The organism is Kitasatospora sp. NPDC127035 (genome assembly GCF_042726075.1).
Classification (GTDB): Bacteria; Actinomycetota; Actinomycetes; order Streptomycetales; family Streptomycetaceae; genus Kitasatospora.
Map to the genome: position 1 here is coordinate 189,232 of NZ_JBHXDN010000004.1, position 22,556 is coordinate 211,787.

The following is a 22,556-nucleotide window of genomic DNA, read 5'->3' on the forward strand; positions in this document are numbered from 1 at the left end:
GGTCACCATGAACGCGAACGAGATCAAGAACGAGAGCACGAGCACGAGCACGAACGAGAACGGCGGTGCGGTCGGGGCCGGGGTGGACGTCGAGGCCGAGACGGAAGCCGTCCGGCGGGTCGTCGCCGCCGTCGAGCACGCACAACGCAACGAGCTCCCGGAGGAGTTCATCAGCCTCTTCCGGGCCGACGCGATCTGGACCACCGGCCACGGAAAGCTCCTCGTGGGTCGGGAGACGATCGCCGAGTTCACCCGCAAGGTGCTGCCGGGCGCCTTCGCCGGCACCGGCACCACCCCCGCCTACGAGGTGGTGCACGTCCTCTTCATCCGCCCCGACGTCGCCGCCGTCAAGGTCCGCCAGCGCTACCTGGACGCGGCCGGGGAGCAGATCGGCGAGGAGGGCAGCCCGCTGTACGTGATGGCCAAGGAGGGGGACCGCTGGCTCCTGACGGCCAATCAGAACACCCTGGTACAGAGCTCCTGAGTGCGCGGAACCCCCCCGCCGGTCGGACCGGTCTTACCGGTCGCCGGCCGGGCGGGGGGTCCGCGCGGTCAGCGGTGCCGCAGGTAGGCGGCGGCCGTCTCCCGGAGCCGGTCGTGCAGGCCGTCGTACGCCCGGGCGCGGCCGAGCAGGGACTTGGGCAGCTTGGCGGCCATCGTGTAGTTGGTGTCGCAGACGTTGGCCGCCGGCGCCAACCCGGCCTGGCTGACGAGCTGGTAGGCGTCCAGCAGGTCCAGGCCGAGCAGCTCCCGGGTCCAGCCGACCAGGTCGTGCTGGCTGATCCGGAAGGCGTCCTCCAGCGGGCGGGCCGAGCCGGTGGAGATCAGGTGCCGGTCGTTCTCCAGCCGGGGCCAGGCCGGTCCGCCGCCCTTGATCAGGTCGACCACCACCGTGGTGCGCATCGCCGTCTCCACGGCCGTCCCGCACACCTCGCCCTCGCCCTGGCGGGCGTGGCCGTCGCCGATGGCCAGCAGCCCGCCGGGCACGTTGACGCCGAAGTAGGCGGTGGTGCCGGCCCGCATCTCCGGGGTGTCGAGGTTGCCGCCGTGCGCGCCCGGGGTGATCGACATCAGGGTCTCGCCGCCGGCCGGGGCGACGCCGACCGTGCCGTGCATCGGGTCGAGCGGCAGTTCGGCGGTGAAGTCGCTGCTGCGGGCCCGGAACCGGCAGATCCCGGCCGCCGTGTCGAGCTCGTACACCCAGACCCGTTCCTCCAGCGGCGCGTGCAGCATCGCGGTGGTGTGGGTGGCGGTGAGGGCCCCGAAGTGCGGGAAGGTGCTGGAGATCCCCCAGTCCCTGGCCGGGGTGATCTCGACGAAGTGCACGGCGAGGGTGTCGCCCGGCTCGGCGCCGGCCACCGCGATCGGGCCGGTCACCGGGTTGAGGTAGGGGAACTCGCAGACCGCGCTCGGCAGGTCGCCGATGCCGCGGACCCGTCCGCCGAAACAGTCCTCGGTGCTCAACTCGACGACCGTGCCCGGCCGGACGGTCACCAGCGGGGCGCGTCCGCCGAAGGTGTAGGCGTACTCGTCGGGGGCGGGGGAGAGCTGGACGAGGTCGGGCAGGTTCACGGGTTCTCCTTGGTGAGCGGGGAGTCGTCGGTCGGGGAGCTGTCGGCCGGGGCGCTGTTGGCCGGGGCGCCGTCGGGGGAGGCCGCCGCGTCGGTCACGGCCAGGCGCGGGCGGCGTCCGGTGAGGATCAGTCCGGTCAATACCAGTCCGCCGACCGCCAGCCAGACGAAGCCGAGCCGCTGGGCGGCGATGTCGGCGTTGACGACCACGTAGGCGAGGATCGCGAACCCGAGGACCGGCGCGACCAGGTGGCGCCACCAGTCCCGGCTGCGCCGCCGCACGACGTAGTGCACCACCACCGACACGTGCAGGACGAGGAACGTGGTCAGCGCGCCGAAGTTGACCAGGGTGGAGAGCAGCGTGATGCCGTCCTCGCGCGAGGCGGTGTAGAGCCCGAGGACCAGTGAGATTCCGGCGGTCAGCAGGGTGGCGTTCACCGGGACGCGGTGGCGCGGGTGGACCTTGGCGAGGAAGGCGGGCAGCTGCCGGTCCCGCGCCATCGCGTACAGCAGCCGCGAGGTCGCGGCCTGGGCGACCAGCGAGTTGGCGAACCCCCAGGCCACGGCGGTGGCGGCGGCCGTCACCGTGGCGAGCCAGCCGCCGGCGGCGACCCGGGCCGCGTCGTAGAACGCGGTGCCGTCCGGATCGCCCTGCGCGATCAGCGCGTCCGGGTCCGGGACGAGGAGGGAGGCGATCCAGGTCTGCGCGATGAACAGCGAGCCTGCCAGCAGCAGGGCGGCGATCATCGAGCGGCCGATCGCCTTGGCGGAGTCGCGGTTCTCCTCGGAGAGGGTGGAGATCCCGTCGAAGCCGAGGAAGCTCAGCACCGCCACCGACACCGCGCCGAACGCCAGACTCCACGAGAAGGTCTGCGAGTTGTAGACCGGCGTGAGGTCGAAGCCCCGGCCCCTGCCGGCCGCCAGCGCCGCCAGGCCGAACCCGATGAACACCAGCAGTACGATCAACTCGCCGACCAGCATCGCCTTGTTGACCTTCGACGTCATCTCGACGCCCAGGTAGTTGACGGCGGTGTTGAGCAGCACGAAGCCGACCAGCCAGAGCCAGACCGGTACTGCGGGCACCAGCGAGTTCATCGCCACCCCGGCGATCAGGTAGAGCAGGCCGGGCACCAGCACGTAGTCCAGCAGGATCATCCAGCCGGACAGGAACCCGACGGGCGGCGCGATGCCGCGCCCCGCATAGGTGTACACCGAACCGGCCATCGGGAAGGCCCGCGACATCTGCGCGTACGACAGGGCGGTGAACATCATCGCCACCATCCCGAGCACGTACGCCAGGGCGACCATGCCGCCGGAGCCCTGGAAGACGCTGCCGAAGATGCCGAACGGCGCGATCGGCACCATGAACACCAGTCCGTAGACCAGCAGGTCCGTGAAGCGCAGGGAGCGGCGCAGCTCCTGTCGGTAGCCGTAGCTCTCGATGGTCTGGGGCGCGGGTGCTTCGGACATGGGGGCTCTCCTCCGTGACGACCCGGGGTGGTGGGGGAGACAGTAGAGGCAGTTATTTCCAAATGGAAGGGTTTTCGTGCCGTGGCCTGCCGCGATGCCGGCGCGAGCCGCTCCCCGCCGAGCCGCTCCCCGCCGAGTCGCTCCCCGCCGACGCCTCACCAGAGGACGGTGAACCCCGCGCCCTCCGCCCGCGCCAGGTGCACGCCCTCCCGGGGCGGCCCCAGCGGCGCCCGGGCCCAGGCCCGCCGGACCGCCGCGCCCTCCCCGTGCAGCAACCGCGCCGCCGCCCGCGCCAGCCCGCCCGACGGCACCAGCTCGCCGCGCGACGCGAGCGCCGCCGCCAGGTGCAGCCCGTCGTACAGGCCCACCGCGTACGCGTCCAGCACCGGCGCGTACGGCCCGAACACCGCGCGGTGCCGCTCGGCCAGCCGCAACCGCCGGTCCTCGGCGAGCGAGACGAACGACGGCATCGCCGCGTACAGCGTGCCCGTGTCGTCGCCGCCGTAGGCGAGCAGGCTGTTCTCCTCCAGCGCGCCGGAGAGCCGCACCAGCCGCCGGTCCAGACCGCTGCGCCGCAGCGCCCGGTTGAACCGCACCAGGTCGGCGCCGATCAGGCTCAGCAGCAGGGCGTCCGCGCGCGACGCCCGGAGCGCGTCCAGCAGCGGCTCCAGCGCGCGCTCCGTCGTGCCGAACGGCAGGTGCCGTTCCAGCACCACGCCCGCCCCGGCCCGGGCGACCGCCGCCTCGGCGGCCCGGTGCACCGCGCGCGGCCAGATGTAGTCGTTGCCGACCAGCGCCCAGCGGTGCAGCCGGTGGCGGGCCGTGAGCCGCTCGACCACGCCGTCCAGCTGCCGGACCGGGTCCGCCCCGGTGCAGAGCACCCCGGGCAGTCGCGGCCCGCCCTCGTGCGGCGGGGTGAACACGTACGCGGCGCGTCCCGCCGTCACCGCCTCGACGGCCCGGTGCACGTCGCTGGAGTGGCAGCCCGCCACCGCGTCGACCGCCCCGGCGTCCAGCAGTCGGGCCACCTCCCCGGCCACCGCGGCCGGTGCGCCCCCGCCGTCCACCAGCACCAGCTCCAGCGGCAGGCCGCGCACCCCGCCGCCGGCGTTCACCTCGTGCGCGGCGAGCAGCGCCCCGTCCAGCGCCGACGGTCCGGTCAGCCCCAGCGGGCCGGACTGCGGCACGACCAGGCCCACCCGAAGCGCCGGCGCCTCGCGGGGGAGGTGCAGCGCGTCGAGCGGTTCCAGGAGCTTCACGTCGGCGCTCATCGCTTGCGAGTATCGTCATGGCAGCCGATCCGGCAAGCAGCAGGCCAAGCAGCAGGCACTACGGCGGGGAAAGAGACACGGCCATGACACCCAGCGCGACCGCCCCCGCCGCCACTCCCGGAGCCGCGTCCGCCGCCCCCGCCGCCGCGCCCGCCGTCGACCGGCCCCTCCTGATCGAGCTCCTCACCGTCGCCCAGCGCCGGCTGGCCCGGGGCCTCACCGCCCAGCTGGAGGCCGAGGGCTGCACGCTCGACCAGTGGCGGGTCATGCGCGCCCTCACCGACGACGCCGGCCGCTCCATGGGCGAGCTCGCCCAGACCCTGCTGATCCCGCAGGCCAGCCTCAGCCGCATCGTCGACGCCCTCGCCGAGGCCGGCTGGGTCTACCGCAGGCAGGACGAGCACGACCGCCGCCGCATCACCGCCCACCTCTCCCGCCGCGGCCAGACCCGCCTGACCCGCCTCGACGCCCTCGCCGCCGCCCATGACGCGGCCGTCCGCGCCGCCTGCGGGAGCGAGGACCCGGGGCCCTTGCTGAGGCACCTCACCGAAGCCTGACCGGACCTCCGGACCTCCGGACCCGGCGGCCGTCACGGCCGGTCGAGGGCCTCCGCGTCCGCCGCCCAGCGGGGCTCGGCGTCCCGGCGCCGCTTCCTGGACGAGCGGTTCCGGTACAGGACCACCGCGGCGACCACCGTCAGCAGCAGCAGCGCGTAGAACGCCACGATCTGCCAGAGCGGCCCCGATGCCACCGTCCCGCGTTCGTGCTCGCACACCGTGCGCGGGGGGAACGCGCCGGTCTCCTCCCTCAGGAACCGTCCGGTCTTCTCGGCGAAGAACCCGTGGGCGCACATCTCGTCGAACTCCAGGGTCATCAGGAGCATCCACACGTACAGCAGCACCGCCAGCAGCGGTGCGAAGCACACCGAGACCTCGGCCCAGATCCGTCGTCGTCCCGCCATCGCCCCACCCTCGTGACCCTGTCGTTCCGCGCTCCGCCGCCCGTCGCGCCCCCGTCGTCCCGCCTTACGGAGCCGCCGGGACACGGGGACGCCGGGACCGTCGCTCCGCGCGCCGGGTCCTCCCTGCGCCCCCGTCGGCCACCGTACTGCTGCCGCGGATCCGGCTCAGCCGTCGGCCTGCGGCGCCCGCGCCTGTGCGGCCCGGGTCTCGGGGGACTTCGCGTGCGGGAACGGGCAGCCGCCGGCCGGGCCGGACCCCTCCTCGAACGTGCCGAGGTCGCCGATCCGGTAGCCGTACGGGTAACCGGGATACCCGCGCACCTGGCGGTTGTCACGGGCCAGGTAGGGCCGGCGCCGGGGCGGGAGGAGCCGGACGGCGCGCCCGCGCAGCCACATGCCGGTGCGGACGGCGCGCCGGAGCGCGGCCGGCGGGGCCGGGTAGCCGAACGCCTCGCGCAGCGGGTCGTCGAGCAGGCAGATCGACGAGAGCCGCATCGACGGCCGCAGCGGCGCGGGGTACCAGGAGGCCATCAGCCCCAGGGTGGAGTCGGAGACCGCCCGGCCGCCCGGGTCGAAGGCGAAGTGCGCGCGCTCGTAGTCGTCGAGCAGCTGCTCGAACTCCTCGAACGTCTCCGGTATCCCGGGCAGGCCCATATGCCGGCCCAGCTCGCGGAAGTAGTTGGTGGCGGCCCGCCGCTCGTGCGGGGAGTAGCGGCGCCAGCCGTAGTCGTCCAGCCAGCGCTTGGGGATCACGACGAAGGTGGCGAGCACGTACAGGAAGTCGGCGTCGGAGATGTCGTACCGGCGGTGCATCTGGTTCATGCGGCGGATCGCCTCGCGCCCCTGCGTGGAGTCGAAGCCGTGTTCGAGCACCGCCTCCAGGATCAGCGTGGTGTCGTCGTACCGCTTCTGCGTGCGGCCGGTGAACTCGCCGGTCTCCGCGAGCAGCCGGCCGATGCCGGGGACCGCGTAGGTGCGGTAGAGCGCGAAGCTGAGTGACTGGACGGTGTCCCAGGGGAACTCGTACCAGCTGCTGATCCGGTAGATCTCGGTGAACTCGGTCTCCGGGTCCATCTGCTGAATCTTCCTCAGCCAGTCGTATCGCTGCACCCGGCCGACCCTAGGGGGCCGGTCGGGAAGCGGTCAACGGGCTCCCCCCGCGGTGGGCGGGGTGTCGCTGCGCGCGGGCCGTCGGGGGGTCCGGCTAACTTTTTCCCGAGATTCCCGCCGAGGACGTCGAAATCGCGCGGCGTGCTTCTACCTACCCGTGAGAGCCCCTCCGACCGGGGCGGGCACGACGAACGAGGAGCGGAACCATGAAGTACATGCTGCTGATGCAGTTCAGCGAGAAGGCCGCCGACTTCCCGAAGATCGACGAGTGGAAGCCCGAGGAGATCCAGGCGCACATCCGCTTCATGCGGGACACCAACACCAGGCTCGCCGAGGACGGCGAACTGGTCGACGCCCAGGGTCTGGCCATGCCGGAGACCGCCCGGATCGTCCGCTCGCACAGCGGCGGCGCCCCGGTGGTCACCGAGGGGCCGTTCCCGGAGACCAAGGAGTGGGTGGCCGGCTGGTGGATCGTGGACTGTGACACCGAGCGCCGGGCGGTCGAGATCGCCGCCGCCGTCTCCGCCGCGCCCGGCCCGGGCGGGGAACCGCTGAACATGCCGATCGAGGTGCGCCAGGTCATGTCGGCCCCGCCCACCGAGCAGTGACCGGACCCGAGCCGCCGGCGCCCGGACCGGACGCCCCACCGGCCGTCGACGACCTGCTGCGCTCCCTCGCGCCGCAGGTCGTCGGCGTGCTCACCCGCCGCTACGGAGACTTCGCCACCGCCGAGGACGCCGTCCAGGAGGCCCTGCTGGACGCCGCCACCCAGTGGCCGGACGAGGGCGTGCCGCGCAACCCGCGCGGCTGGCTGGTCCAGGTGGCCGGCCGGCGGATGACCGAGCAGGTCCGCAGCGAACAGGCCCGCCGCCGGCGCGAGGACCTGGTGGCCGGGCAGGTCCCGGCCGACCGGCAGGCCGCGCCCCCGGCCGACGCCGAGGACGGGGGCTCCCGGGACGACACCCTCACCCTGCTCTTCCTCTGCTGCCACCCCGCCCTCTCGCCCGCCTCGGCGATCGCGCTCACCCTCCGCTCGGTCGGCGGCCTGACGACCGGCGAGATCGCCCGTGCCTTCCTCGTCCCCGAGGCGACCATGGGACAGCGGATCAGCCGCGCCAAGCAGCGGATCAAGTCCTCCGGCGTGCCGTTCCGGATGCCGGAGCCGGACGCCGCAGAGTGGCCGGCCCGGCTCGACGCGGTGCTGCACGTCCTCTACCTGGTCTTCAACGAGGGCTACGCCAGCAGCACCGGCCCCGCCCTGCGACGCGTCGAACTGTCCCGGGAGGCGATCCGCCTCACCCGGGCCGTCCACGCGCTGCTACCGGACGACGCCGAGGTGGCCGGACTGCTCGCGCTGATGCTGCTCACGGAGGCCCGCGGTCCGGCCCGCACCCGCCCGGACGGCGAGCTCGTCCCGCTCGCCGAACAGGACCGCGGCCGCTGGGACGCCGCCGCGATCGCGGAGGGCGTCGCGCTGATCACCGCCGCCCTGCCGCGCGGCCCGGTCGGCCCCTACCAGGTGCAGGCGGCGATCGCGGCCGTCCACGACGAGGCACCGACCGCGGCCGCGACCGACTGGCCGCAGATCCTCGCCCTGTACGGGGTGCTGGCCCGGATCTCCGACAATCCGCTGATCACCCTGAACCGGGCGGTCGCCACCGCCATGGTGGACGGCCCGGCGGCGGGCCTCGCCCTGCTCGCCGAGGTGCCGCCCGCGCTGACGGACCACCACCGGCTGTACGCCGTCCGGGCCCACCTGCACGAGCTGGCGGGGGAGCGGGAGGCCGCCGTCGCCGACTACCGCGCCGCCGCCCGCCGCACCGCCAGCCTCCCGGAACGGCACCACCTCAGCCTGCGCGCGGCCCGGGCGGCGGCGGGGGCGGAGCCGGAGGCAGGGGGAGGGGCGGCGCCGGTGGGGGAGACCCCCGTGGGGGAGGCGTCCGCCCGGGACGTGCCCGCCGTGTCCGCCGACAGCGATCGGTCGCCTGAAACGGCCGGGGGCGGGGGAGGCTGCGGACCATGACGACGCCCGCCGCCGCCGAGGCCGCCCCCGCCCCCGCTTCCGCCTCCGACGCCCGTGCCGCGTCCGCGCCCCCCGACTTCTCCGGTGACGTGGCCGCCTACTACGCCGACTACCGCCGCGGCTACCCGCCGCCCGTCCTCGACGCGCTGCGGACCGCCTTCGCCCTGGACGCCCACCCCGCCATCGGTGACCTCGCCCTCGACCTCGGCTGCGGCACCGGTCAACTCGCCCTCCCGCTCGCCGCCCACGTCCGCACCGTCATCGGCATGGACCCCGAGCCGGACATGCTCCGCCAGGCCAGAGCCGCCGCCGACCGCGACGGCGTGCACAACGCGCTCTGGCTGCTCGGCACCGACGCCGACGTCCCGGCCCTCTCCGCCCTGCTGCCCGGCCGCCGTCCGCTCGGCGTGACCGTGATCGGCAACGCCATCCACTGGATGCGCCCCGACGAGCTCTTCCGCACCCTCCGCCCGCTCACCCGCCCGGGCGGAGGCGTCGCGGTGATCGCCAACGGCACTCCCGTCTGGGCCCAGGACACCGACTGGTCGCGTGCCCTGCGGTCCGTCCTGGAGGACCACTTCGGCCGTCCGGCCGCCACCTCCTGCGGGACCGCGACCGACGACCGCGACCGCTACGCCCGGGCGCTGGCCGCCGCCGGGTTCGCGGACGTCGGCGAGACCGTCCTCGACTACGAGGACGCCCTGACCCCCGACCAGCTCCTCGGCACCGTCTACTCCGCCATCCCCGCCCCCGAACTGCCCGCCCCGGCCGATCGCCCCGCCTTCGCCGCCCGGCTGCTCGCCGCGCTGCCCGAGCCCGGCGACCGCGGCTACCCGGAGCAGGTCCGGGTCTCCGTCCTCACCGGGCGGGCGTAGCCACCGGACGGGGAGGCGGACGAGGACGAGGGGCGGGCGCGGGGGGCCGTCCCCGGGCGGCGGGGCTCAGTCGAGTTCGTAGGCGAAGACGTACGGGAACGGCGACTCGCCCGGACGGTAGACGAAGGAGCCGCTCCCGCGCAGGCCGGCCAGCTCGCCGACGGCCGTTCCCGGGACCACCTCGAAGGTGCAGCGCACCGTGCCGTCCTCCTCGAACGATCCGCGTTCCTCCAGGGTGAAGGAGCCCGCGCGGCCGTCCAGTCGTCCGGTGACCGACTCCAGCCCGGTGAAGGTGCCGGTCGTCCCGGTCGCGTAGACGAAGACGTACTCGCAGGCGGTGTCCGCCGCCTCGATCCCGCCGGTGAAGGTGTTGACGACGGAGGCGCGCGCCAGCCGGGGCGTGACCTCCGTCGAACCGATCGCCGTCTCCTCCCACTGGGCGTAGCCGATCCGGCCGGTGGTGGTGATGGTCTGTGCGCTCATTGCCGTCCTCGGAATAGTCCGCGTGTGCGGGCGGGGAGTGCGGGCGTGCGCCGGGTGCGCCTGTGTGGCCGTGCGCCGGTGCGGCTGGGCGCGCGCCTGCACCCGCCCTGCGTACGGCAGGTGTGCCGTACGCCCGAGGACCACTCTGGTGCCCGTACCTGACACCTTCTGTCAGGTACGGGCAGCAGAATGCGGGCATGCGCGCCGACCGGCTCCTCGCCCTCCTGCTCCTGCTCCAGAACCGTGGCCGGACGACGGCCGGCGAACTCGCCGCCGAGCTGGAGGTGTCGGTCCGTACCGTCTACCGGGACGTCGAGGCGTTGGCCGCGTCGGGCGTCCCCGTCGTCGCCGACCGGGGTCCCGAGGGTGGCTACCGGCTGATGGACGGGTACCGCACCCGGCTCACCGGGCTCACCGACGCGGAGGCCGACGCCCTCTTCCTCACCGGGGCGCCCGGCCCGGCGCGGGAGCTCGGCCTCGGCGCGGTGCTCGCCACCGCCCAGCTGAAGCTCCAGGCCGCCCTTCCGGCCGAACTCGCCGAACGCACCCGCCGCGTCCAGGACCGTTTCCACCTCGACACCCCGGCCTGGTTCCGCGACGCCGACCCGGTCGCCCTCCTGGCCCCCGTCGCGCGGGCGGTCTGGGACCGGCGGGTGGTGCGCGTCCACTACCGCCGCTGGCGCGGCGAGGTGCACCGGGTGCTGCACCCGCTGGGCCTCGTCCTCAAGGGCGGCATCTGGTACCTGGTGGCCCGCACGGCCCCCGCCGTCGCGGTGGCCCCTGCCCCGGAGGCCCCCGCCGTCGCGGACTCGGCCGCCCCCGCCGAGTCCGTCCGCACCTACCGGGTCTCGCGTCTCCTCGCCGTCGACGTCACCGCCGAGACCTTCGAACGCCCCGCCGGCTTCGACCTGGCCGCGCACTGGGAGGAGAACTCCCGCCGTCTGACGGCGGCCCTCCACCAGCAGACCGCCCACCTCCGCGTCTCCCCGGAGGCCCGGCGCCTGCTCCCCATGCGGTTCGGTGCCGCCGGCGCCCGGGCGCTCGCCACCGCCGGACCGCCCGACGCCGAGGGCTGGACGGAGGTGCGACTCTCCGTCGAGAGCACGGCGGTGGCCGTCGGGGACCTCCTCCGCCTGGGCCCCGAGGCCGAGGTCCTCGGCCCGCCCGACCTCCGCAGCGCCGTCGCCCGGGCCGTCACCGCCCTCGCCCGCCGCTACGCCCCGCCCCCGCTCCCGCCCGCCTGAGCCCTCCCGGCCTCCTGGGCGGCGCGCTCCACCCGGTCCCGGTGCCCCGCCCACCACGCCTCGTCGCCGGGCGCCATGTTGCCGCCCTCCCGGCGTTGTCCGGTGGCACCGTCCACGAGCTCCCGGACGACGTCGGCGTGCCCGGCGTGCCGCTGGGTCTCGGCGATCATGTGGACCAGGCTGTGGTGGAGGGTCACCTCGCTCCGGTTCCCCCAGGGCACCCGTCCGACCGCCTCCAGCGCCAGTGACGCGATGGTCTCGTCGGCGTGGGCGCAGGCCGCGCGGTACAGCTCGACGATGTGCTCTCGGCTCTCCTCCGGCGTCGCCCAGAAGTCCGAGTTGGGTTCGGCGTCACCCGTGATCCAGGGGCGCGGCGCCTCGAACGGCCGCCCGAAGACCTCTCCGAAGTACATCGCCTCCGCGGCGGTCGTGTGTTTGACCAGCCCCAGCAGGTTGGTCCCGGTGGGGGTCAGCGGTCGGCGGACGTCGTACTCCGACAGCCCTTCGAGCTTCCACAGCAGGGCGTCGCGGGCGTCCTGCAGATAGGTCCGGAGGTCCTTCTTGAAGTGATCCGTGCGCGTCATGGGGGAAGTCTGCTGTCCCCTCGACGTTCGATCACCCCTATGTCCCCGTCGGGTACTTCGGCGTCCGGACCCGCGTCGGGCCTTCGACGGTGAGGGGTGGTCGAGCGCGGTCCGAGACGGTCCGAGACGGTTCGCGGTGGGGCGGTCGAGGGCGGGTTCCGGATCCTGCGGGCGCCCCGGCCGCCGGCTCCCCGACCCCTGGGCCGGGTGCCCGGTCGATGCCGGGACGCCCGTCGATGTCACGGAGCGTAGCGGCTGGGGTGGGGTAATCGGACTTGAATCTTTACGAACGAATGTTCGATCCTGGGGGCGTGCCCGTTTTCGAATCTGTTTTCGAATCCACCGTCGAGCGGAGGCCGCTCCGACCGGTGGCGTCTGCGGCTGCGCTGCGCGAGGCCGGCGGGACGGGCACCGACGCCGGGCGCGGACTGCTCCCGGTGGTGCCGGCGCTGCGGGGCGTACTGCCGGAGGGCGGCCTGCGGCGCGGGACGGCGGTGTCGGTGGCGGGCGGGGACGCCGGGCTGCTGCTCGCGCTGGCCGCCGGAGTGCGGGAGACCGAGGGCGGGTGGGCGGCGGCGGTCGGGCTGCCTGACCTCGGGCTGGCCGCGGCCGCCGGATACGGCCTGGACCTGCGGAGACTGCTGGTGGCCGACGACCCCGGGCCGCACTGGGCCGAGGTGGTGTCGGTGCTGGCCGGGGCGGTCGAGCTGATCATGCTGCGCCCGGACGGCCCCGTTCCGCCGAACCTGGCCGCCCGGCTGGCGGCCGTGCTGCGCCGCAGCGCCTGCGTGCTCCTGGTGGCCGGGCCGTGGCCGGGGGCCGGGCTGCGGTTGGGCGTGCGGTCCGGGCAGTGGTTCGGACTGGGCGACGGGCACGGGCAGCTCACCGGGCGGCAGGTGGAGGTCGTCGCGGAGGGGCGCGGCTCGGCCGTGCGCGGGCGGACCGCCCGGCTCTGGCTGCCGGACGCGCACGGCACGGCGCGGGTCGTGGAGGAGACGGCCGCCGGGGTCGTGGTGGACGAGGCGGGGGAGGACGTGACGTCGGGGGCCGGGGCGGGCCTCGACCGTATGGCGGTGGTGTGAGATGGCCGACGGCGGAGCGAGCGGGGTGAGCGGGGCCGGTACCCCGCGGGTGCTGGTGGTCTGGTGCCCGGACTGGCCGGTGGTGGCCGTCGAGCGCCCCGGGGACGCCGGCCCGGCGGTGGCCGCCGGTGCGGACGGGAGCATCGGCGCGGACGGGCGCCCGGTCGCGGCGGGGAGCGCCGGCGGCGGCATCCCGGTGGCGGTGGTCGAGGGCGGCCGGGTGCTGGCGTGCTCGGCGGCGGCCCGGGCGGCCGGAGTGCGGCAGGGGCAGCGGCTCAAGCTGGCCCAGCGCCTCTGCCCCGCGCTGGAGCTGCGCGACCGCGACCCGGAGGCGGAGACCCGGCGGTTCGAGCCGGTGGTCGCGGCGGTGGAGGCCTTCACCCCGCGGGTGGAGGTGCTGCGCCCGGGGCTGTGCGCGATCCCGGTGAAGGGGCCGGGCCGGTACTTCGGCGGGGAGGAGGCGCTCGCGGCGAAGGTCCAGGGCGCGGTGACGGCTGCCCTGGCGGCGGCCGTCCCGACGGCGGCGGCCACCGACGCCGGCCCTGCGGCGGCCGGCCGGCCGGTGCACCCGGTAGATGCCGAGTCGGCGGCCGGTGTCCGCCCTGCGCCGGACCCCGGACTCGACCCCGGCACCCGTCCCGGCGCGAGCCCCGGCACGAGCCCCGACGACCGGGGCCCCGCTCCGGTCGCCGAGGTCGCCGAGGTCGTCCCGCTGCACCCGGCGGACGCGGACGCGGACCGGACCGCACCCCGCCGCCGGACCGCCGGGGTGGACGAGCTGTTCGCCGCCACGCCCGCGGCCAGGGACGGCGCGCGCGGCGGTTTCGCCCGGCCGGCGGCCTACCCGCCGGAACCCGCCCGTCCGGACGGCCGCCCGGAACCCGGCCGCCCGGAGTCCCGCCCGGACGGCCTCGGCCCGGCGGCTGCGCACCCGCCGGAGGTTCCTCACCCGGCGGAGTCCCGTCGGGAGGGCGCGCGCCCGCAGCCCGACCCGTCCGGCCCGCAGCCCGGGGGGCCGGAGGCCGGGCGACCGGGGCCCCCTGCGGCGGAGGGTCTCGCCGCTGCCCCTGCCCCGTGCGGGCAGGTCGGGGTGGCCGACGGCCTGTTCGCCGCCGTGCTCGCCGCCCGCGCCGGCGTGCTGGTCCCGGCCGGGCGGACGGCGGAGTTCCTCGCGCCCTACCCCGTGGCCGTGCTCGGTGACGAGGTACTGGCGGAGCTGCTGGACCGGCTGGGCCTGCCCACGGTCGGGGCGTTCGCCGCGCTGCCGGCCGAGGCGGTGGCGGACCGCTTCGGCCCGGCCGGTACGACGGCGCACCGGCTGGCCCGCGGGTTGCAGCCGCGCCCGCTGGTACCGCGTACGGGCGGGCCGGACCTCTCGGTCGAGCAGCGCTTCGACCCGCCCGAGCCGCTCGCCGAGCCCCTGGTGTTCGTGGCCCGGACCCTGGCCGAGCGGCTGCACCAACGGCTCGCCGGGGCGGGGCTGACCTGCCAGCGGGTGGCCGTCGAGGTGGAGTGCGCGGACGGTCGGACCGTGGCGCGGCTCTGGCGGCACGAGGGCCGGCTCTCGGCGACGGCGCTCGCCGAACGGGTCCGCTGGCAGCTCCAGGCCTGGCAGAGCACGGGCACCTTCGACGCCGGGCCGGCCGACGGCCCCCGCGGCCCCCACGGCCCGGACGGCCTCCGCGGCCCCGGCAGTCCCCGGGGCCGCCGGAACCCCCGGGGCCCGGAGAGCCGCCACGACTCCGAGGACCCCGGCGCGGGAGGCTTCACCGCGCTGCGCCTCGTCCCCGACGACCTCACCCCCGACCAGGGCCGGCAACTCGCCCTCTGGGGGCAGGCGGTGGCGGACGACCGGGTGGAACGCGCGGTGGCCAGGGTCCAGGCGGTGCTCGGGCATGCCGGGCTGCGCCGGATCGAGCCGGCAGGCGGACGGGGGCCGGACGAGCAGGCGGTCCGAGTGCCGTGGGGCGAGCCGTACGACCCGGACGCGCCCGCCGACGCGCCCTGGCCGGGGCGGCTGCGGGACGTCTGGCCGACCGTGGTGCACCGCACCCCGCTGCCGGCGGCGGTGCTGGACGCGGACGGGCGACCGGTGACGGTGGACGGCCGGGCGGGGGTGTCGGCCCGGCCGTCCACCGTCACGGTGCGCGGGCGGCAACTGGCGGTGGACGGCTGGACCGGGCCCTGGCCGGCCGTCGAGTACTGGTGGGATCCGGCGCGCGCCCGCCGCCGGGCGCGCTTCCAGGTCACGGTGGCGGGCGGCCTCGCGCTGCTGCTGACGGTGGAGGGGGGCGTCTGGCTCGTGGAGGCCGGCTACGACTGACACCGGGGCGCTTCGGCGGCCCGGCGCGAACGACCGAGGGGGGTCAGGAAAACGAGAGACCGAAGGCGTCACCCCCGATGGGATTCACGAGTCACCCCACCCTCCCCTGGAGCGAGCTGCGCCGCCGCCTGACCGGCGGCCGGCCCGGCCCGGCGGGTGGCGACGTCGTCCCGCTGCGCCGCGATCCTGAAACCGCCGGACCTGCCGGACCTGCCGGGTCTGCCGGGTCTGCCGGTGCCACCGGCCCGGCCTCTGCCCCCGCCCCTGCCCCCGCCTGGGCCGAACTGCACGTCCACTCCGCCTTCAGCTTCCTCGACGGCGCCAGCGACCCCGAGGCACTGGTCGCCGAGGCCGCCCGGCTGGGCGTCGAGGCGCTCGCGCTCACCGATCACGACGGCCTCTACGGAGCGGTCAGACTCGCCGCGGCGGCCCGTGAGGCGGGCGTGGCCACCGTCTTCGGCGCGGAACTGACGATCGGTCACGAGAGGGGGCGGGTCGAACACCTCCTCGTCCTGGCGCGCGACCCGGAGGGCTACCGCCGCCTGTCCGCCGCCATCGGGGCGGCCCAACTCGCGGGCGGGGCCAAGGGGAAGCCGGCCTACGACTTCGCGGCTCTCGCGGACGCGCACGACGGCCACTGGGCGGTGCTCACCGGCTGCCGCCTCGGCCGCGTCCCCGCCGCCCTCGCGAGCACCCCCGCGTCCCCGGCCGCACCCGCCGGTTCCGGCACCGGCGGCGGTCCTGTCCCCGGCCCCACCCTCCTTCCCGGCCCCGCCCTCCTCCCCGGCCCCGGCTCCGACGCCGGCGGGGCCGAGCGTCAACTCCGCTCGCTCGCCGAGGCGTTCGGTCGCGACAACGTCCACGTCGAACTGATCGACCAGTGGCTGCCCGGCGACGACCTGCGCAACGACGCCCTCGCGGCCCTGGCCGCCCGGCTGGGCCTGACCACCGTCGCCTCCACCAACGCCCACCACGCCGGCCCCGCCCAGGGCCGTCTCGCCCAGAGCCTCGCCGCGCTGCACGACCGCCGTACGCTCCCGGAGGCGGCGGGCTGGACGCAGGCCGCCGGCACCGCGCACCTGCGCTCCGGCCGCGAGATGGCCGCCAGGCTGGCCCGCTTCCCCGGCGTGCGGGAGGCGACCGTGGACCTGGCCCGTGCCTGCGCCTTCGACTTCGCCAAGCTGGATCCGGAACTGCCCGGCTACCCCGTCCCGTCCGGCCACACCGAGATCAGCCATCTGCGCGCGCTGGTCGCCGAGGGCGGCCCGGCCCGCTTCGGGCCCGGCAACGGCCCGGCCCGCCGTCAGCTCGCCCGCGAGCTGGACGTCATCGAGGATCTCGACCTGGCCGGATACTTCCTGATCGTCCACGACATCGTCGACTTCTGCCGCCGGGAGGGGATCTGGTGCCAGGGGCGCGGTTCGGCGGCCAACTCGGCGGTCTGCTTCGCGCTCGGGATCACCGCCGTCGACCCGGTCCACTACCGGCTGCTCTTCGAGCGCTTCCTCTCCACCGCCCGCGACGGGCCGCCCGACATCGACCTGGACATCGAGAACCGCCGCCGCGAGGAGGTCATCCAGTACGTCTACCGCCGGTACGGGCGCGAGCACGCCGCCCAGGTCGCCAACGTGATCACCTACCGGCCCCGGCTGGCACTGCGCGACGCCGCCCGGGTGCTCGGCTACCCGCAGGGGCAGGTGGACGCGTTCAGCCGGCAGGCCGACTTCCGCTCCCCGCCCGGCGCGGACGCCGTGGTGCCCGCCGACGTGCTCTCCCTCGCCGGACAACTCCACGGTCTGCCGCGCCACCTGGGCATCCACTCGGGCGGCATGGTGCTCACCCGGGAGCCGATCGCGGAGATCTGCCCGACCGAGTGGGCCCGGATGCCGGGGCGGTCCGTGCTGCAGTGGGACAAGGAGTCGGTGGCCGGCGCCGGACTCGTGAAGATCGACCTGCTCGGTCTCGGCATGCTCGCGGCCCTGCACGACGCCTGTGACCTGGTCGAGCAGCACCACGGCCTGCGCTACGACCTGGCGACCGTCCCGGACGACGACCCGGGCGTGTACGCGATGCTGCGGCGGGCCGACACGGTGGGTGTCTTCCAGGTCGAGTCGCGCGCCCAGATGGCCACCCTGCCGAGGCTCAAGCCGGACCACTTCTACGACCTGGTGGTGGAGGTCGCGCTGATCCGGCCCGGCCCGATCCAGGGCGGGTCCGTCCACCCGTACCTGCGCCGGCGTGCGGGGGTGGAGCCGGCCGGCTGCCCGCACCCGCTGATGGAGAACGCGCTCGGCAAGACCCTCGGGGTGCCGCTCTTCCAGGAGCAGATGATGCAACTGGCCATCGACTGCGCGGGGTTCACTCCCGTCGAGGCGGACCTCCTCCGTCAGGCGATGGGCGCCAAGCGCTCGCACGAACGCGTGGCCCGGCTGCGCGAGCGGCTGTTGGGCGGGATGGCCGAACGCGGAATCCCGGAGGAGGTCGCCGAGGACGTCTACACCAAGATCGAGGCCTTCTCCAACTACGGCTTCCCGGAGTCGCACGCGATCAGCTTCGCCTACCTCGTGTACGCCAGCGCCTGGCTCAAGTACCACTATCCGGCGGCCTTCACCTGCGCGCTGCTGGCCAACCAGCCGATGGGCTTCTACTCGTCGCTCAGCCTGATCGCGGACGTCCGGCGGCACGGCGTCCGGGTGCGCGGGGTGGACGTCAACGCCAGCGGGTCCCGGCCCACCCTGGAACCGTACCGGGGGCCGACGCCCGCGCCGCCGCTGACCGCGGGCACGCCGCAGCCCGCGATCCGGCTCGGCCTGGACACCGTACGGGGCATCGGCGCCGCGCAGGCCGAGGCGGTCGCGGCCGGGCAGCCGTACACGGACCTGGAGGACTTCGCCCGCCGGACCGGTCTGCCCGCACCGGCCATGGAGGCGCTCGCCTCGGCGGGCGCGTTCGGCTGCTTCGGGTTGAACAGGCGGCAGGCGCTCTGGGCGGCAGGGGCGTTCGCGGGGGTCTCGGCGGATCTCATCCCCGGGACGACGCCCGGCACCGAGGCGCCGCCGCTCCCCGGGATGACCCCGATCGAGGAGACCATCGCCGACCTCTGGGCGACCGGCACCTCCGCGACCAGCCACCCGCTCCAGCACCTGCGCGACCACCTGGAACGCGGCGGCGCGCTCACCGCCGCCCAGCTCCCGGACGTGGTGCCGGGTTCGGCGGTGGTGGTCGGCGGGCTGGTCACCCACCGGCAGCGTCCGCCGACGGCGGGCGGGGTGCTCTTCCTCAGCCTGGAGGACGAGACCGGGCTGATCAACGTCATCTGCAGTCGGCCGGTCTGGGAGTCGCAGCGCCGCGCCGCCCTCGACCGGGCCGGCCTGCTCGTGTACGGGCACGTCGAGCGCGACCGGGGCGCCACCAACCTGATCGCCACCCGGCTCACCCCGCTGCGGATCGGCATCTGAGGCGCCGCGGCCCGGCGGAGGCCCCGGGCCCCCGGACCCGCCGCCTCCGCAGCGGTCCTGACGGGGTTCGGGTGGTTCAGCGGTCCGGACGGTTCGGGCGGCGCAGACGGCCCGGGCGACTCACGCGGCTCGCCAGGCGGCGGCGAACTCCTCGACGCCGGGCCAGCGTTCGGCCGGATCGGCCGCCGTGGCCCGCTCCAGCACGGCGAGTCGGGCCGGGCCCCCGCGCCAGTCCCGTTCCTCGTCGCCGGCGTCGAGCAGGAGCCGCAGGGCACGGCCCAGCGTGAACACCGTGGTGCGGGCGTCGATCACCGAGCCGCGCCGGAACTCCTCCGGCGCCATGAACCGCTTCGAGCCCGGCAGCCGGTCCACGTCGACGGTGAACGGCCCCGGGCGGTACTCGTCCAGGTCGCACAGGTGCAGCCGGTGCCGCGCGAAGTCGTACAGCAGGCAGCCGTCGTAGAAGTCGCAGGCGACGAACCCGGCCCGGGCGACCGCCAGATGCGCGTCCAGGACGGTGTCCAGGGCCTCCGCCACCCGGGGCACCGGCAGGGAACGGAAGCGGGCCGTCGGGCTCGCCGGGTCGGTCCGGGCGGCGGTACCCCGGCCGCCGTCCGTCGTCGGGTGGTACAGCACCTCGCCGTCGCGCCACGGCATCACCACCGCCGGCAGCCCGGCGGCCGTGAAGCGGTGCAGCTGCGGGACGATCGCCTCGTGCCGGACGGCGGCGTGCAGTGCGGCGGCCCGCTCCATCGAGGCCACCGCGCGCTCCGTCACGGCGGCCTTCACGAACCAGCGGGCCCCGCCGGGTTCCACCACCCCGTACGCCACGCAGCCGGAGTCCTGTGCGGTGAAGGAGGCGAACACCGTTCCCACGGAACGGAGATGGGACAGGAGGTCGGGGACCGGCGGCGAGTCGAGCATGGCGCGAGCCTACGCCGCGCACGAACGGAGTGCCTCCCGTTTCATGCCATGATCGGTCCCATGAACTCGACCCAGTCGGCCGCCGCCCGCCGGACACCGATCCCGGCCCGGGCAGGTGTGCTGCTCGGGGCCGTCGTGGCGGTGGCCGGCTGCGGAAGCACCTCGGTGACCGGGGCCGGCGGGGGAGCGCCCGGCCCGGCGCGCACGATCGGCGACGCGCCGTCCTCGGCCGCGCCCACCGCTTCGGCTGCCGCCGCCCCGGCTGCCACCGCCCCGGCGGCGAGCGCCCGGCCGACCGCCTTCCCGCTGGTCACCGCCGATGCCCTTCCCTCCGGTGCCGTGCCCCCCGGGCCGTCGACCCCTGCCCCCGTCTGTTCCCCCGAGGGCGTCTCGCCGGCCGTCGGCGAGGTCGCCGCGGCGATGGGCCTGCGTGTCATGTCGATCCGGCTGACCAACTGCGGGACCCGCCCCTACACCCTCAACGGCCGTCCCGGCATCCGCGTCCTCGACGCCGAACGCGCGCCCCTCGCGGTGACCGTCGGCAGCGGTTCGGCGGGCATCGCGACGCTGGAGAACTTCGACGCAGCCGCGAAGCCGGTCACCCTCCGGCCCGGGGAGACCGCCGAGTTCCAGGTGGCCTGGCGCAACACCGTCACCGCGGGCGACAGGGCGGCCGACCACGGCCGCTTCCTGGACGTCGCCCCGCTGCCGGGCCGCCCCCGTCTCACCGTTCCCGCCGAGCTCGATCTGGGGACCACCGGCAAGCTCGGTGTCTCCCCCTGGACCAAGTCGGCCGAGACCGCCGCGCGGACGCCGGACCGGCGGCCCGGACAGTCGACCCCGTGACCCAGTGACCCAGTGACCCAGTGACCCCGTGACCTCGCGACCCCGGGGCGGGCCCGGCCGGGTCGTGCCGTCGTGCCCCTCAACGACCCTGCGGTGGAGCCGACATGGCGGTGTGCAGATAATCGGGGATGGCTGAACAGTACCTCTCCGCATACGCGGTCGACGCGGACGCCCTCCTCTCCCTGGTCGGATCCCGGGACGAGGACCTCGTCCGGCAGGCCCTCGGAAGGATCGAGGACCTGACGGCGGCCGGTGCCCTGCTACGGGCCACCGAGCCCGCCGAGGTCCGAACGACGCTGCGGGAGCTCGTCACCGGGCGTCTCGATCCGGACCGCCCGGCGGGCTACACCTGGCTGCTGGAACTCCTCGGCCCCACGGTCGGGGAGCCGCTCGGTTCGATCGTCCTGCCCGGTCGGGGCTGGGACGAGCTGACGGAGGCCTTCGTCGCCTGGGGGCTGCCGGCCCTCGCCGAGCTCTGGGGGCGGCCGTGGGCCTTCCCGCGGGCCGGGGCGGCGCCCGACGATCCGTGGCCCTTCCCCACCTTCGCGGAGCCGGGGGCCCTCGCCGCCGTCCTCGCCGAACTGGCCGGCTTCGACACCGGCCGGATCCACGACGACGTCGAGCTGCTCCCGGGCGGTGACGAGGACGCGATCGAGGAGGTCGAGGCACTGGTCGGAGAGGACCTGCCGGCCTGGGTCGACGGGGCGCTCGGCGCGGGCCGGGGCCTGCTCCTCGTCCGTGACGGCGGCAGGTGACCCGGGCCCCGGTGCCCGGGGACGTCACCGGCGCGGCGCAGTCGTGGGGGGGTGTCTGCGCCGCGCCGGAGTTCTTCTCTCAGCCGTCCGGAGGTCGTTCCCCGGGGCTCAGAAGGCGGGTCGGTCGTTGAGTTCGACGATCCGCAGGTCGACGAGGCGGACGACGTACCAGACGTGCCGGCTCTCGCCCCCGCTCCAGAACTCGGTGAGCCGGACGGAGGCGAAGCCGAGTTCCTCCTTCACCTGCTGGGCGGACCAGTCCGCCGGGACGTTCTGGGCGCGGAACACCGGGTCGGCGTCGTGATCGTGCGCCCAGGCGTCGAGCCGGAAGTCGAGGTGCGGGGTGAGGTAGCGCTCGCGGACGGCGCGCGGGGTCTCGCCGCTCTCCCCGAGGACCGCCCGACGGTACTCCTCGAAGAAGGTGACCACCCGGTGGGCGGCCGGAGTGCCGGCCCGCACCTCCGCGTGCGCGGCGGCGGCCGTGCCCGCGGGCGGCGCGAACGCGGCCTGGGCGGGTGTTGCGGCCAGGCCGCCCACCGCGAGGAGGGCGGCGGCGCCGGCCAGGACGGTACGCATGGTGTTCATCCGAGTCATGGCGGCAGTCCATCATTCGCCAACGAACTCTGGCTATCGCCGAAACGTGTGGTTTAGACCGATTGCGCCGTGATATGACGCATCATCATGTTATTTACCGGGGTGATGATCCCGCTTTCCGGCCCTCCCCGGGCGGCCCCGCGAAGGCCTGTGCGATCGGCAGCCAGGTCTCCGCCGCGTCGCCGGTGGTCGTCAGCGAGAGGTCGTCGCGGTGCCGGCGCCGGGTGACCAGCAGGCAGAAGTCCAGGGCGGGCCCGTCGACCCGGTCCGCCGCCCCGGCCGGGCCCCACGTCCACACCGTCCCGTCCGGCGCGGTGAGTTCCACCCGCACCGGGGACTCCGGCACCGGCAGTCCGTGCACCGTGAACGCGAACCCCCTGGTCCGGATGCCCAGGTGCGCGATGTGCCGCAGCCGCGCGGTCGGCTCGCGGACGGCGCCGAGCGCGTCCGCGACGTCCTGCCCGTGCGCCCAGGTCTCCATCAGGCGCGCGGTCGCCATCGACGGGGCCTTCATCGGCGGGCCCAGCCACGGCAGGCGCGTGTCGGCCGGCACCGCCGCGAGGGCCTCCGCCAGCCGTCCCCGCCCCGACCGCCAGCGGGCCAGCAGGGCGGCCGGATCCTCGGCGGCTCCGCGGGAGGCGCCGTCCTCGACCGGGTCCGCGCCGGCCGCCAGCAGTTCGCCGAAGATCCGGCCGGACTCGGTGACGAAGCCCTCGGGGTCGCGGGCCGCCCGGTCCGACCAGTCGTCCGTCCAGGCGAGGTGCGCGATCTGGTGCGCGATCGTCCACCCCCGGGCGGGGGTGTCCGCGGCCCACTGTTCCGGCTCCAGTCCGGCGACCAGCCCGTCCAGCACCTCGCTCTCGGCCCGCAGGTCGGCCAGCAGTCCGGTCAGCACGGCCGACCCCCCGGGAGTGTTCGGTTCCGTCATGGATCTCCCCTTCGCACCTGTGGCCACCCTGGTAGTGACTCGCCGGTAACCTCG

The 22,556-nt window shown here is 75.5% G+C and carries 21 protein-coding genes; 11 read left to right on the forward strand and 10 right to left on the reverse strand.

Annotation, left to right across the window (positions count from 1 at the left end; all coding sequences use genetic code 11):
* Window positions 1–7 precede the first annotated feature (7 nt).
* Window positions 8–484, forward strand: coding sequence for an SgcJ/EcaC family oxidoreductase (locus ACFWIC_RS03940; protein ID WP_380361055.1), 477 nt, complete (start codon window positions 8–10; stop codon window positions 482–484).
* Window positions 485–552: 68 nt separating this feature from the next.
* Here ACFWIC_RS03940 and ACFWIC_RS03945 read toward each other — a convergent pair whose 3' ends face one another.
* From ACFWIC_RS03945 to ACFWIC_RS03955, 3 genes are all read right to left on the reverse strand, one after another.
* On the reverse strand, window positions 553–1,572 hold the full coding sequence (locus tag ACFWIC_RS03945; RefSeq protein WP_380515566.1) for an acetamidase/formamidase family protein: 1,020 nt from the start codon (window positions 1,570–1,572) through the stop codon (window positions 553–555).
* Window positions 1,569–3,041 (reverse strand): APC family permease, encoded by a 1,473-nt coding sequence (locus ACFWIC_RS03950; RefSeq protein WP_380515569.1) that lies wholly within the window; start codon window positions 3,039–3,041, stop codon window positions 1,569–1,571. The genes ACFWIC_RS03945 and ACFWIC_RS03950 overlap by 4 nt, the downstream gene beginning before the upstream one ends.
* 155 nt (window positions 3,042–3,196) lie before the next feature.
* Window positions 3,197–4,312, reverse strand: coding sequence for an ABC transporter substrate-binding protein (locus ACFWIC_RS03955; RefSeq protein ID WP_329948310.1), 1,116 nt, complete (start codon window positions 4,310–4,312; stop codon window positions 3,197–3,199).
* Between the two features lie 83 nt (window positions 4,313–4,395).
* Between ACFWIC_RS03955 and ACFWIC_RS03960 the strand changes: the two genes are divergently transcribed.
* Window positions 4,396–4,869 carry a MarR family winged helix-turn-helix transcriptional regulator gene (locus ACFWIC_RS03960; RefSeq protein WP_380515572.1) on the forward strand — a complete coding sequence of 158 codons (474 nt, stop codon included), beginning with the start codon at window positions 4,396–4,398 and terminating at the stop codon, window positions 4,867–4,869.
* Between the two features lie 32 nt (window positions 4,870–4,901).
* Here ACFWIC_RS03960 and ACFWIC_RS03965 read toward each other — a convergent pair whose 3' ends face one another.
* Complete coding sequence (locus ACFWIC_RS03965; RefSeq protein WP_380515575.1) at window positions 4,902–5,273, reverse strand: hypothetical protein; 372 nt, start codon at window positions 5,271–5,273, stop codon at window positions 4,902–4,904.
* A gap of 165 nt (window positions 5,274–5,438) precedes the next feature.
* Entirely contained in the window at window positions 5,439–6,383 is a 945-nt protein-coding gene (locus ACFWIC_RS03970) for an oxygenase MpaB family protein (RefSeq protein WP_380515578.1), read from the reverse strand.
* A 206-nt stretch (window positions 6,384–6,589) separates the two neighbouring features.
* Between ACFWIC_RS03970 and ACFWIC_RS03975 the strand changes: the two genes are divergently transcribed.
* From ACFWIC_RS03975 to ACFWIC_RS03985, 3 genes are read left to right on the forward strand one after another with little or no spacing between them, the layout of a single operon-like run.
* Window positions 6,590–6,991, forward strand: a complete 402-nt coding sequence (locus tag ACFWIC_RS03975; protein ID WP_329879343.1) for a YciI family protein — start codon at window positions 6,590–6,592, stop codon at window positions 6,989–6,991.
* Window positions 6,988–8,406: an RNA polymerase sigma factor gene (locus ACFWIC_RS03980; protein ID WP_380515581.1), complete on the forward strand. Its 1,419-nt coding sequence runs from the start codon at window positions 6,988–6,990 to the stop codon at window positions 8,404–8,406. Before ACFWIC_RS03975 ends, ACFWIC_RS03980 begins: the two co-directional genes overlap by 4 nt.
* The gene (locus ACFWIC_RS03985; RefSeq protein WP_380515583.1) at window positions 8,403–9,281 is read left to right on the forward strand and encodes a class I SAM-dependent methyltransferase; all 879 of its coding nucleotides are present in this window, start codon (window positions 8,403–8,405) and stop codon (window positions 9,279–9,281) included. The genes ACFWIC_RS03980 and ACFWIC_RS03985 overlap by 4 nt, the downstream gene beginning before the upstream one ends.
* 66 nt (window positions 9,282–9,347) lie before the next feature.
* Here the strand turns inward: ACFWIC_RS03985 and ACFWIC_RS03990 are convergent, their stop codons facing one another.
* Window positions 9,348–9,764 carry a DUF3224 domain-containing protein gene (locus ACFWIC_RS03990; protein WP_329948304.1) on the reverse strand — a complete coding sequence of 139 codons (417 nt, stop codon included), beginning with the start codon at window positions 9,762–9,764 and terminating at the stop codon, window positions 9,348–9,350.
* A gap of 197 nt (window positions 9,765–9,961) precedes the next feature.
* On the opposite strand from ACFWIC_RS03990, the gene ACFWIC_RS03995 reads away from it, so the two are divergent.
* Window positions 9,962–11,008, forward strand: a complete 1,047-nt coding sequence (locus tag ACFWIC_RS03995; protein ID WP_380515586.1) for a helix-turn-helix transcriptional regulator — start codon at window positions 9,962–9,964, stop codon at window positions 11,006–11,008.
* Here the strand turns inward: ACFWIC_RS03995 and ACFWIC_RS04000 are convergent.
* Window positions 10,978–11,592 carry a DinB family protein gene (locus tag ACFWIC_RS04000; protein ID WP_355401856.1) on the reverse strand — a complete coding sequence of 205 codons (615 nt, stop codon included), beginning with the start codon at window positions 11,590–11,592 and terminating at the stop codon, window positions 10,978–10,980. The two genes, ACFWIC_RS03995 and ACFWIC_RS04000, sit on opposite strands and share 31 nt — an antisense overlap.
* Before the next feature lie 368 nt (window positions 11,593–11,960).
* Between ACFWIC_RS04000 and ACFWIC_RS04005 the strand changes: the two genes are divergently transcribed.
* The 3 genes from ACFWIC_RS04005 to ACFWIC_RS04015 all read left to right on the forward strand — a co-directional run bounded on the left by ACFWIC_RS04005 (window position 11,961) and on the right by ACFWIC_RS04015 (window position 18,455).
* Entirely contained in the window at window positions 11,961–12,674 is a 714-nt protein-coding gene (locus ACFWIC_RS04005; RefSeq protein ID WP_329879338.1) for a hypothetical protein, read from the forward strand.
* A gap of 1 nt (window position 12,675) precedes the next feature.
* Window positions 12,676–14,997, forward strand: coding sequence for a hypothetical protein (locus tag ACFWIC_RS04010; RefSeq protein WP_380515589.1), 2,322 nt, complete (start codon window positions 12,676–12,678; stop codon window positions 14,995–14,997).
* A gap of 77 nt (window positions 14,998–15,074) precedes the next feature.
* On the forward strand, window positions 15,075–18,455 hold the full coding sequence (locus tag ACFWIC_RS04015) for an error-prone DNA polymerase (RefSeq protein WP_380515592.1): 3,381 nt from the start codon (window positions 15,075–15,077) through the stop codon (window positions 18,453–18,455).
* A 120-nt stretch (window positions 18,456–18,575) separates the two neighbouring features.
* Here ACFWIC_RS04015 and ACFWIC_RS04020 read toward each other — a convergent pair whose 3' ends face one another.
* Window positions 18,576–19,379: a serine/threonine protein kinase gene (locus ACFWIC_RS04020; protein ID WP_380515595.1), complete on the reverse strand. Its 804-nt coding sequence runs from the start codon at window positions 19,377–19,379 to the stop codon at window positions 18,576–18,578.
* 60 nt (window positions 19,380–19,439) lie between these two features.
* On the opposite strand from ACFWIC_RS04020, the gene ACFWIC_RS04025 reads away from it, so the two are divergent.
* Entirely contained in the window at window positions 19,440–20,225 is a 786-nt protein-coding gene (locus ACFWIC_RS04025) for a DUF4232 domain-containing protein (RefSeq protein WP_380360859.1), read from the forward strand.
* 128 nt (window positions 20,226–20,353) lie between these two features.
* Window positions 20,354–20,980 (forward strand): hypothetical protein, encoded by a 627-nt coding sequence (locus ACFWIC_RS04030; protein WP_380515598.1) that lies wholly within the window; start codon window positions 20,354–20,356, stop codon window positions 20,978–20,980.
* Window positions 20,981–21,088: 108 nt separating this feature from the next.
* Here the strand turns inward: ACFWIC_RS04030 and ACFWIC_RS04035 are convergent, their stop codons facing one another.
* Window positions 21,089–21,574, reverse strand: a complete 486-nt coding sequence (locus ACFWIC_RS04035) for a hypothetical protein (protein ID WP_329879332.1) — start codon at window positions 21,572–21,574, stop codon at window positions 21,089–21,091.
* Window positions 21,575–21,668: 94 nt separating this feature from the next.
* Entirely contained in the window at window positions 21,669–22,502 is an 834-nt protein-coding gene (locus ACFWIC_RS04040; protein WP_329948294.1) for a TIGR03084 family metal-binding protein, read from the reverse strand.
* Window positions 22,503–22,556: the final 54 nt, after the last annotated feature.

Excerpts from the sequence above, each read along its gene's own strand:
- ACFWIC_RS03940 (WP_380361055.1), top strand. The coding sequence starts at position 8 with ATGAACGCGAACGAGATCAAGAACGAGAGCACGAGCACGAGCACGAAC.
- ACFWIC_RS04035 (WP_329879332.1), bottom strand. The coding sequence starts at position 21,574 with ATGACTCGGATGAACACCATGCGTACCGTCCTGGCCGGCGCCGCCGCC.
- ACFWIC_RS04030 (WP_380515598.1), top strand. The coding sequence starts at position 20,354 with ATGGCTGAACAGTACCTCTCCGCATACGCGGTCGACGCGGACGCCCTC.
- ACFWIC_RS04010 (WP_380515589.1), top strand. The coding sequence starts at position 12,676 with ATGGCCGACGGCGGAGCGAGCGGGGTGAGCGGGGCCGGTACCCCGCGG.
- ACFWIC_RS04015 (WP_380515592.1), top strand. The coding sequence starts at position 15,075 with ATGGGATTCACGAGTCACCCCACCCTCCCCTGGAGCGAGCTGCGCCGC.
- ACFWIC_RS03990 (WP_329948304.1), bottom strand. The coding sequence starts at position 9,764 with ATGAGCGCACAGACCATCACCACCACCGGCCGGATCGGCTACGCCCAG.
- ACFWIC_RS03950 (WP_380515569.1), bottom strand. The coding sequence starts at position 3,041 with ATGTCCGAAGCACCCGCGCCCCAGACCATCGAGAGCTACGGCTACCGA.
- ACFWIC_RS03960 (WP_380515572.1), top strand. The coding sequence starts at position 4,396 with ATGACACCCAGCGCGACCGCCCCCGCCGCCACTCCCGGAGCCGCGTCC.
- ACFWIC_RS03965 (WP_380515575.1), bottom strand. The coding sequence starts at position 5,273 with ATGGCGGGACGACGACGGATCTGGGCCGAGGTCTCGGTGTGCTTCGCA.
- ACFWIC_RS03995 (WP_380515586.1), top strand. The coding sequence starts at position 9,962 with ATGCGCGCCGACCGGCTCCTCGCCCTCCTGCTCCTGCTCCAGAACCGT.
- ACFWIC_RS04040 (WP_329948294.1), bottom strand. The coding sequence starts at position 22,502 with ATGACGGAACCGAACACTCCCGGGGGGTCGGCCGTGCTGACCGGACTG.
- ACFWIC_RS04025 (WP_380360859.1), top strand. The coding sequence starts at position 19,440 with ATGAACTCGACCCAGTCGGCCGCCGCCCGCCGGACACCGATCCCGGCC.
- ACFWIC_RS03975 (WP_329879343.1), top strand. The coding sequence starts at position 6,590 with ATGAAGTACATGCTGCTGATGCAGTTCAGCGAGAAGGCCGCCGACTTC.
- ACFWIC_RS03985 (WP_380515583.1), top strand. The coding sequence starts at position 8,403 with ATGACGACGCCCGCCGCCGCCGAGGCCGCCCCCGCCCCCGCTTCCGCC.
- ACFWIC_RS04020 (WP_380515595.1), bottom strand. The coding sequence starts at position 19,379 with ATGCTCGACTCGCCGCCGGTCCCCGACCTCCTGTCCCATCTCCGTTCC.
- ACFWIC_RS04000 (WP_355401856.1), bottom strand. The coding sequence starts at position 11,592 with ATGACGCGCACGGATCACTTCAAGAAGGACCTCCGGACCTATCTGCAG.
- ACFWIC_RS03955 (WP_329948310.1), bottom strand. The coding sequence starts at position 4,312 with ATGAGCGCCGACGTGAAGCTCCTGGAACCGCTCGACGCGCTGCACCTC.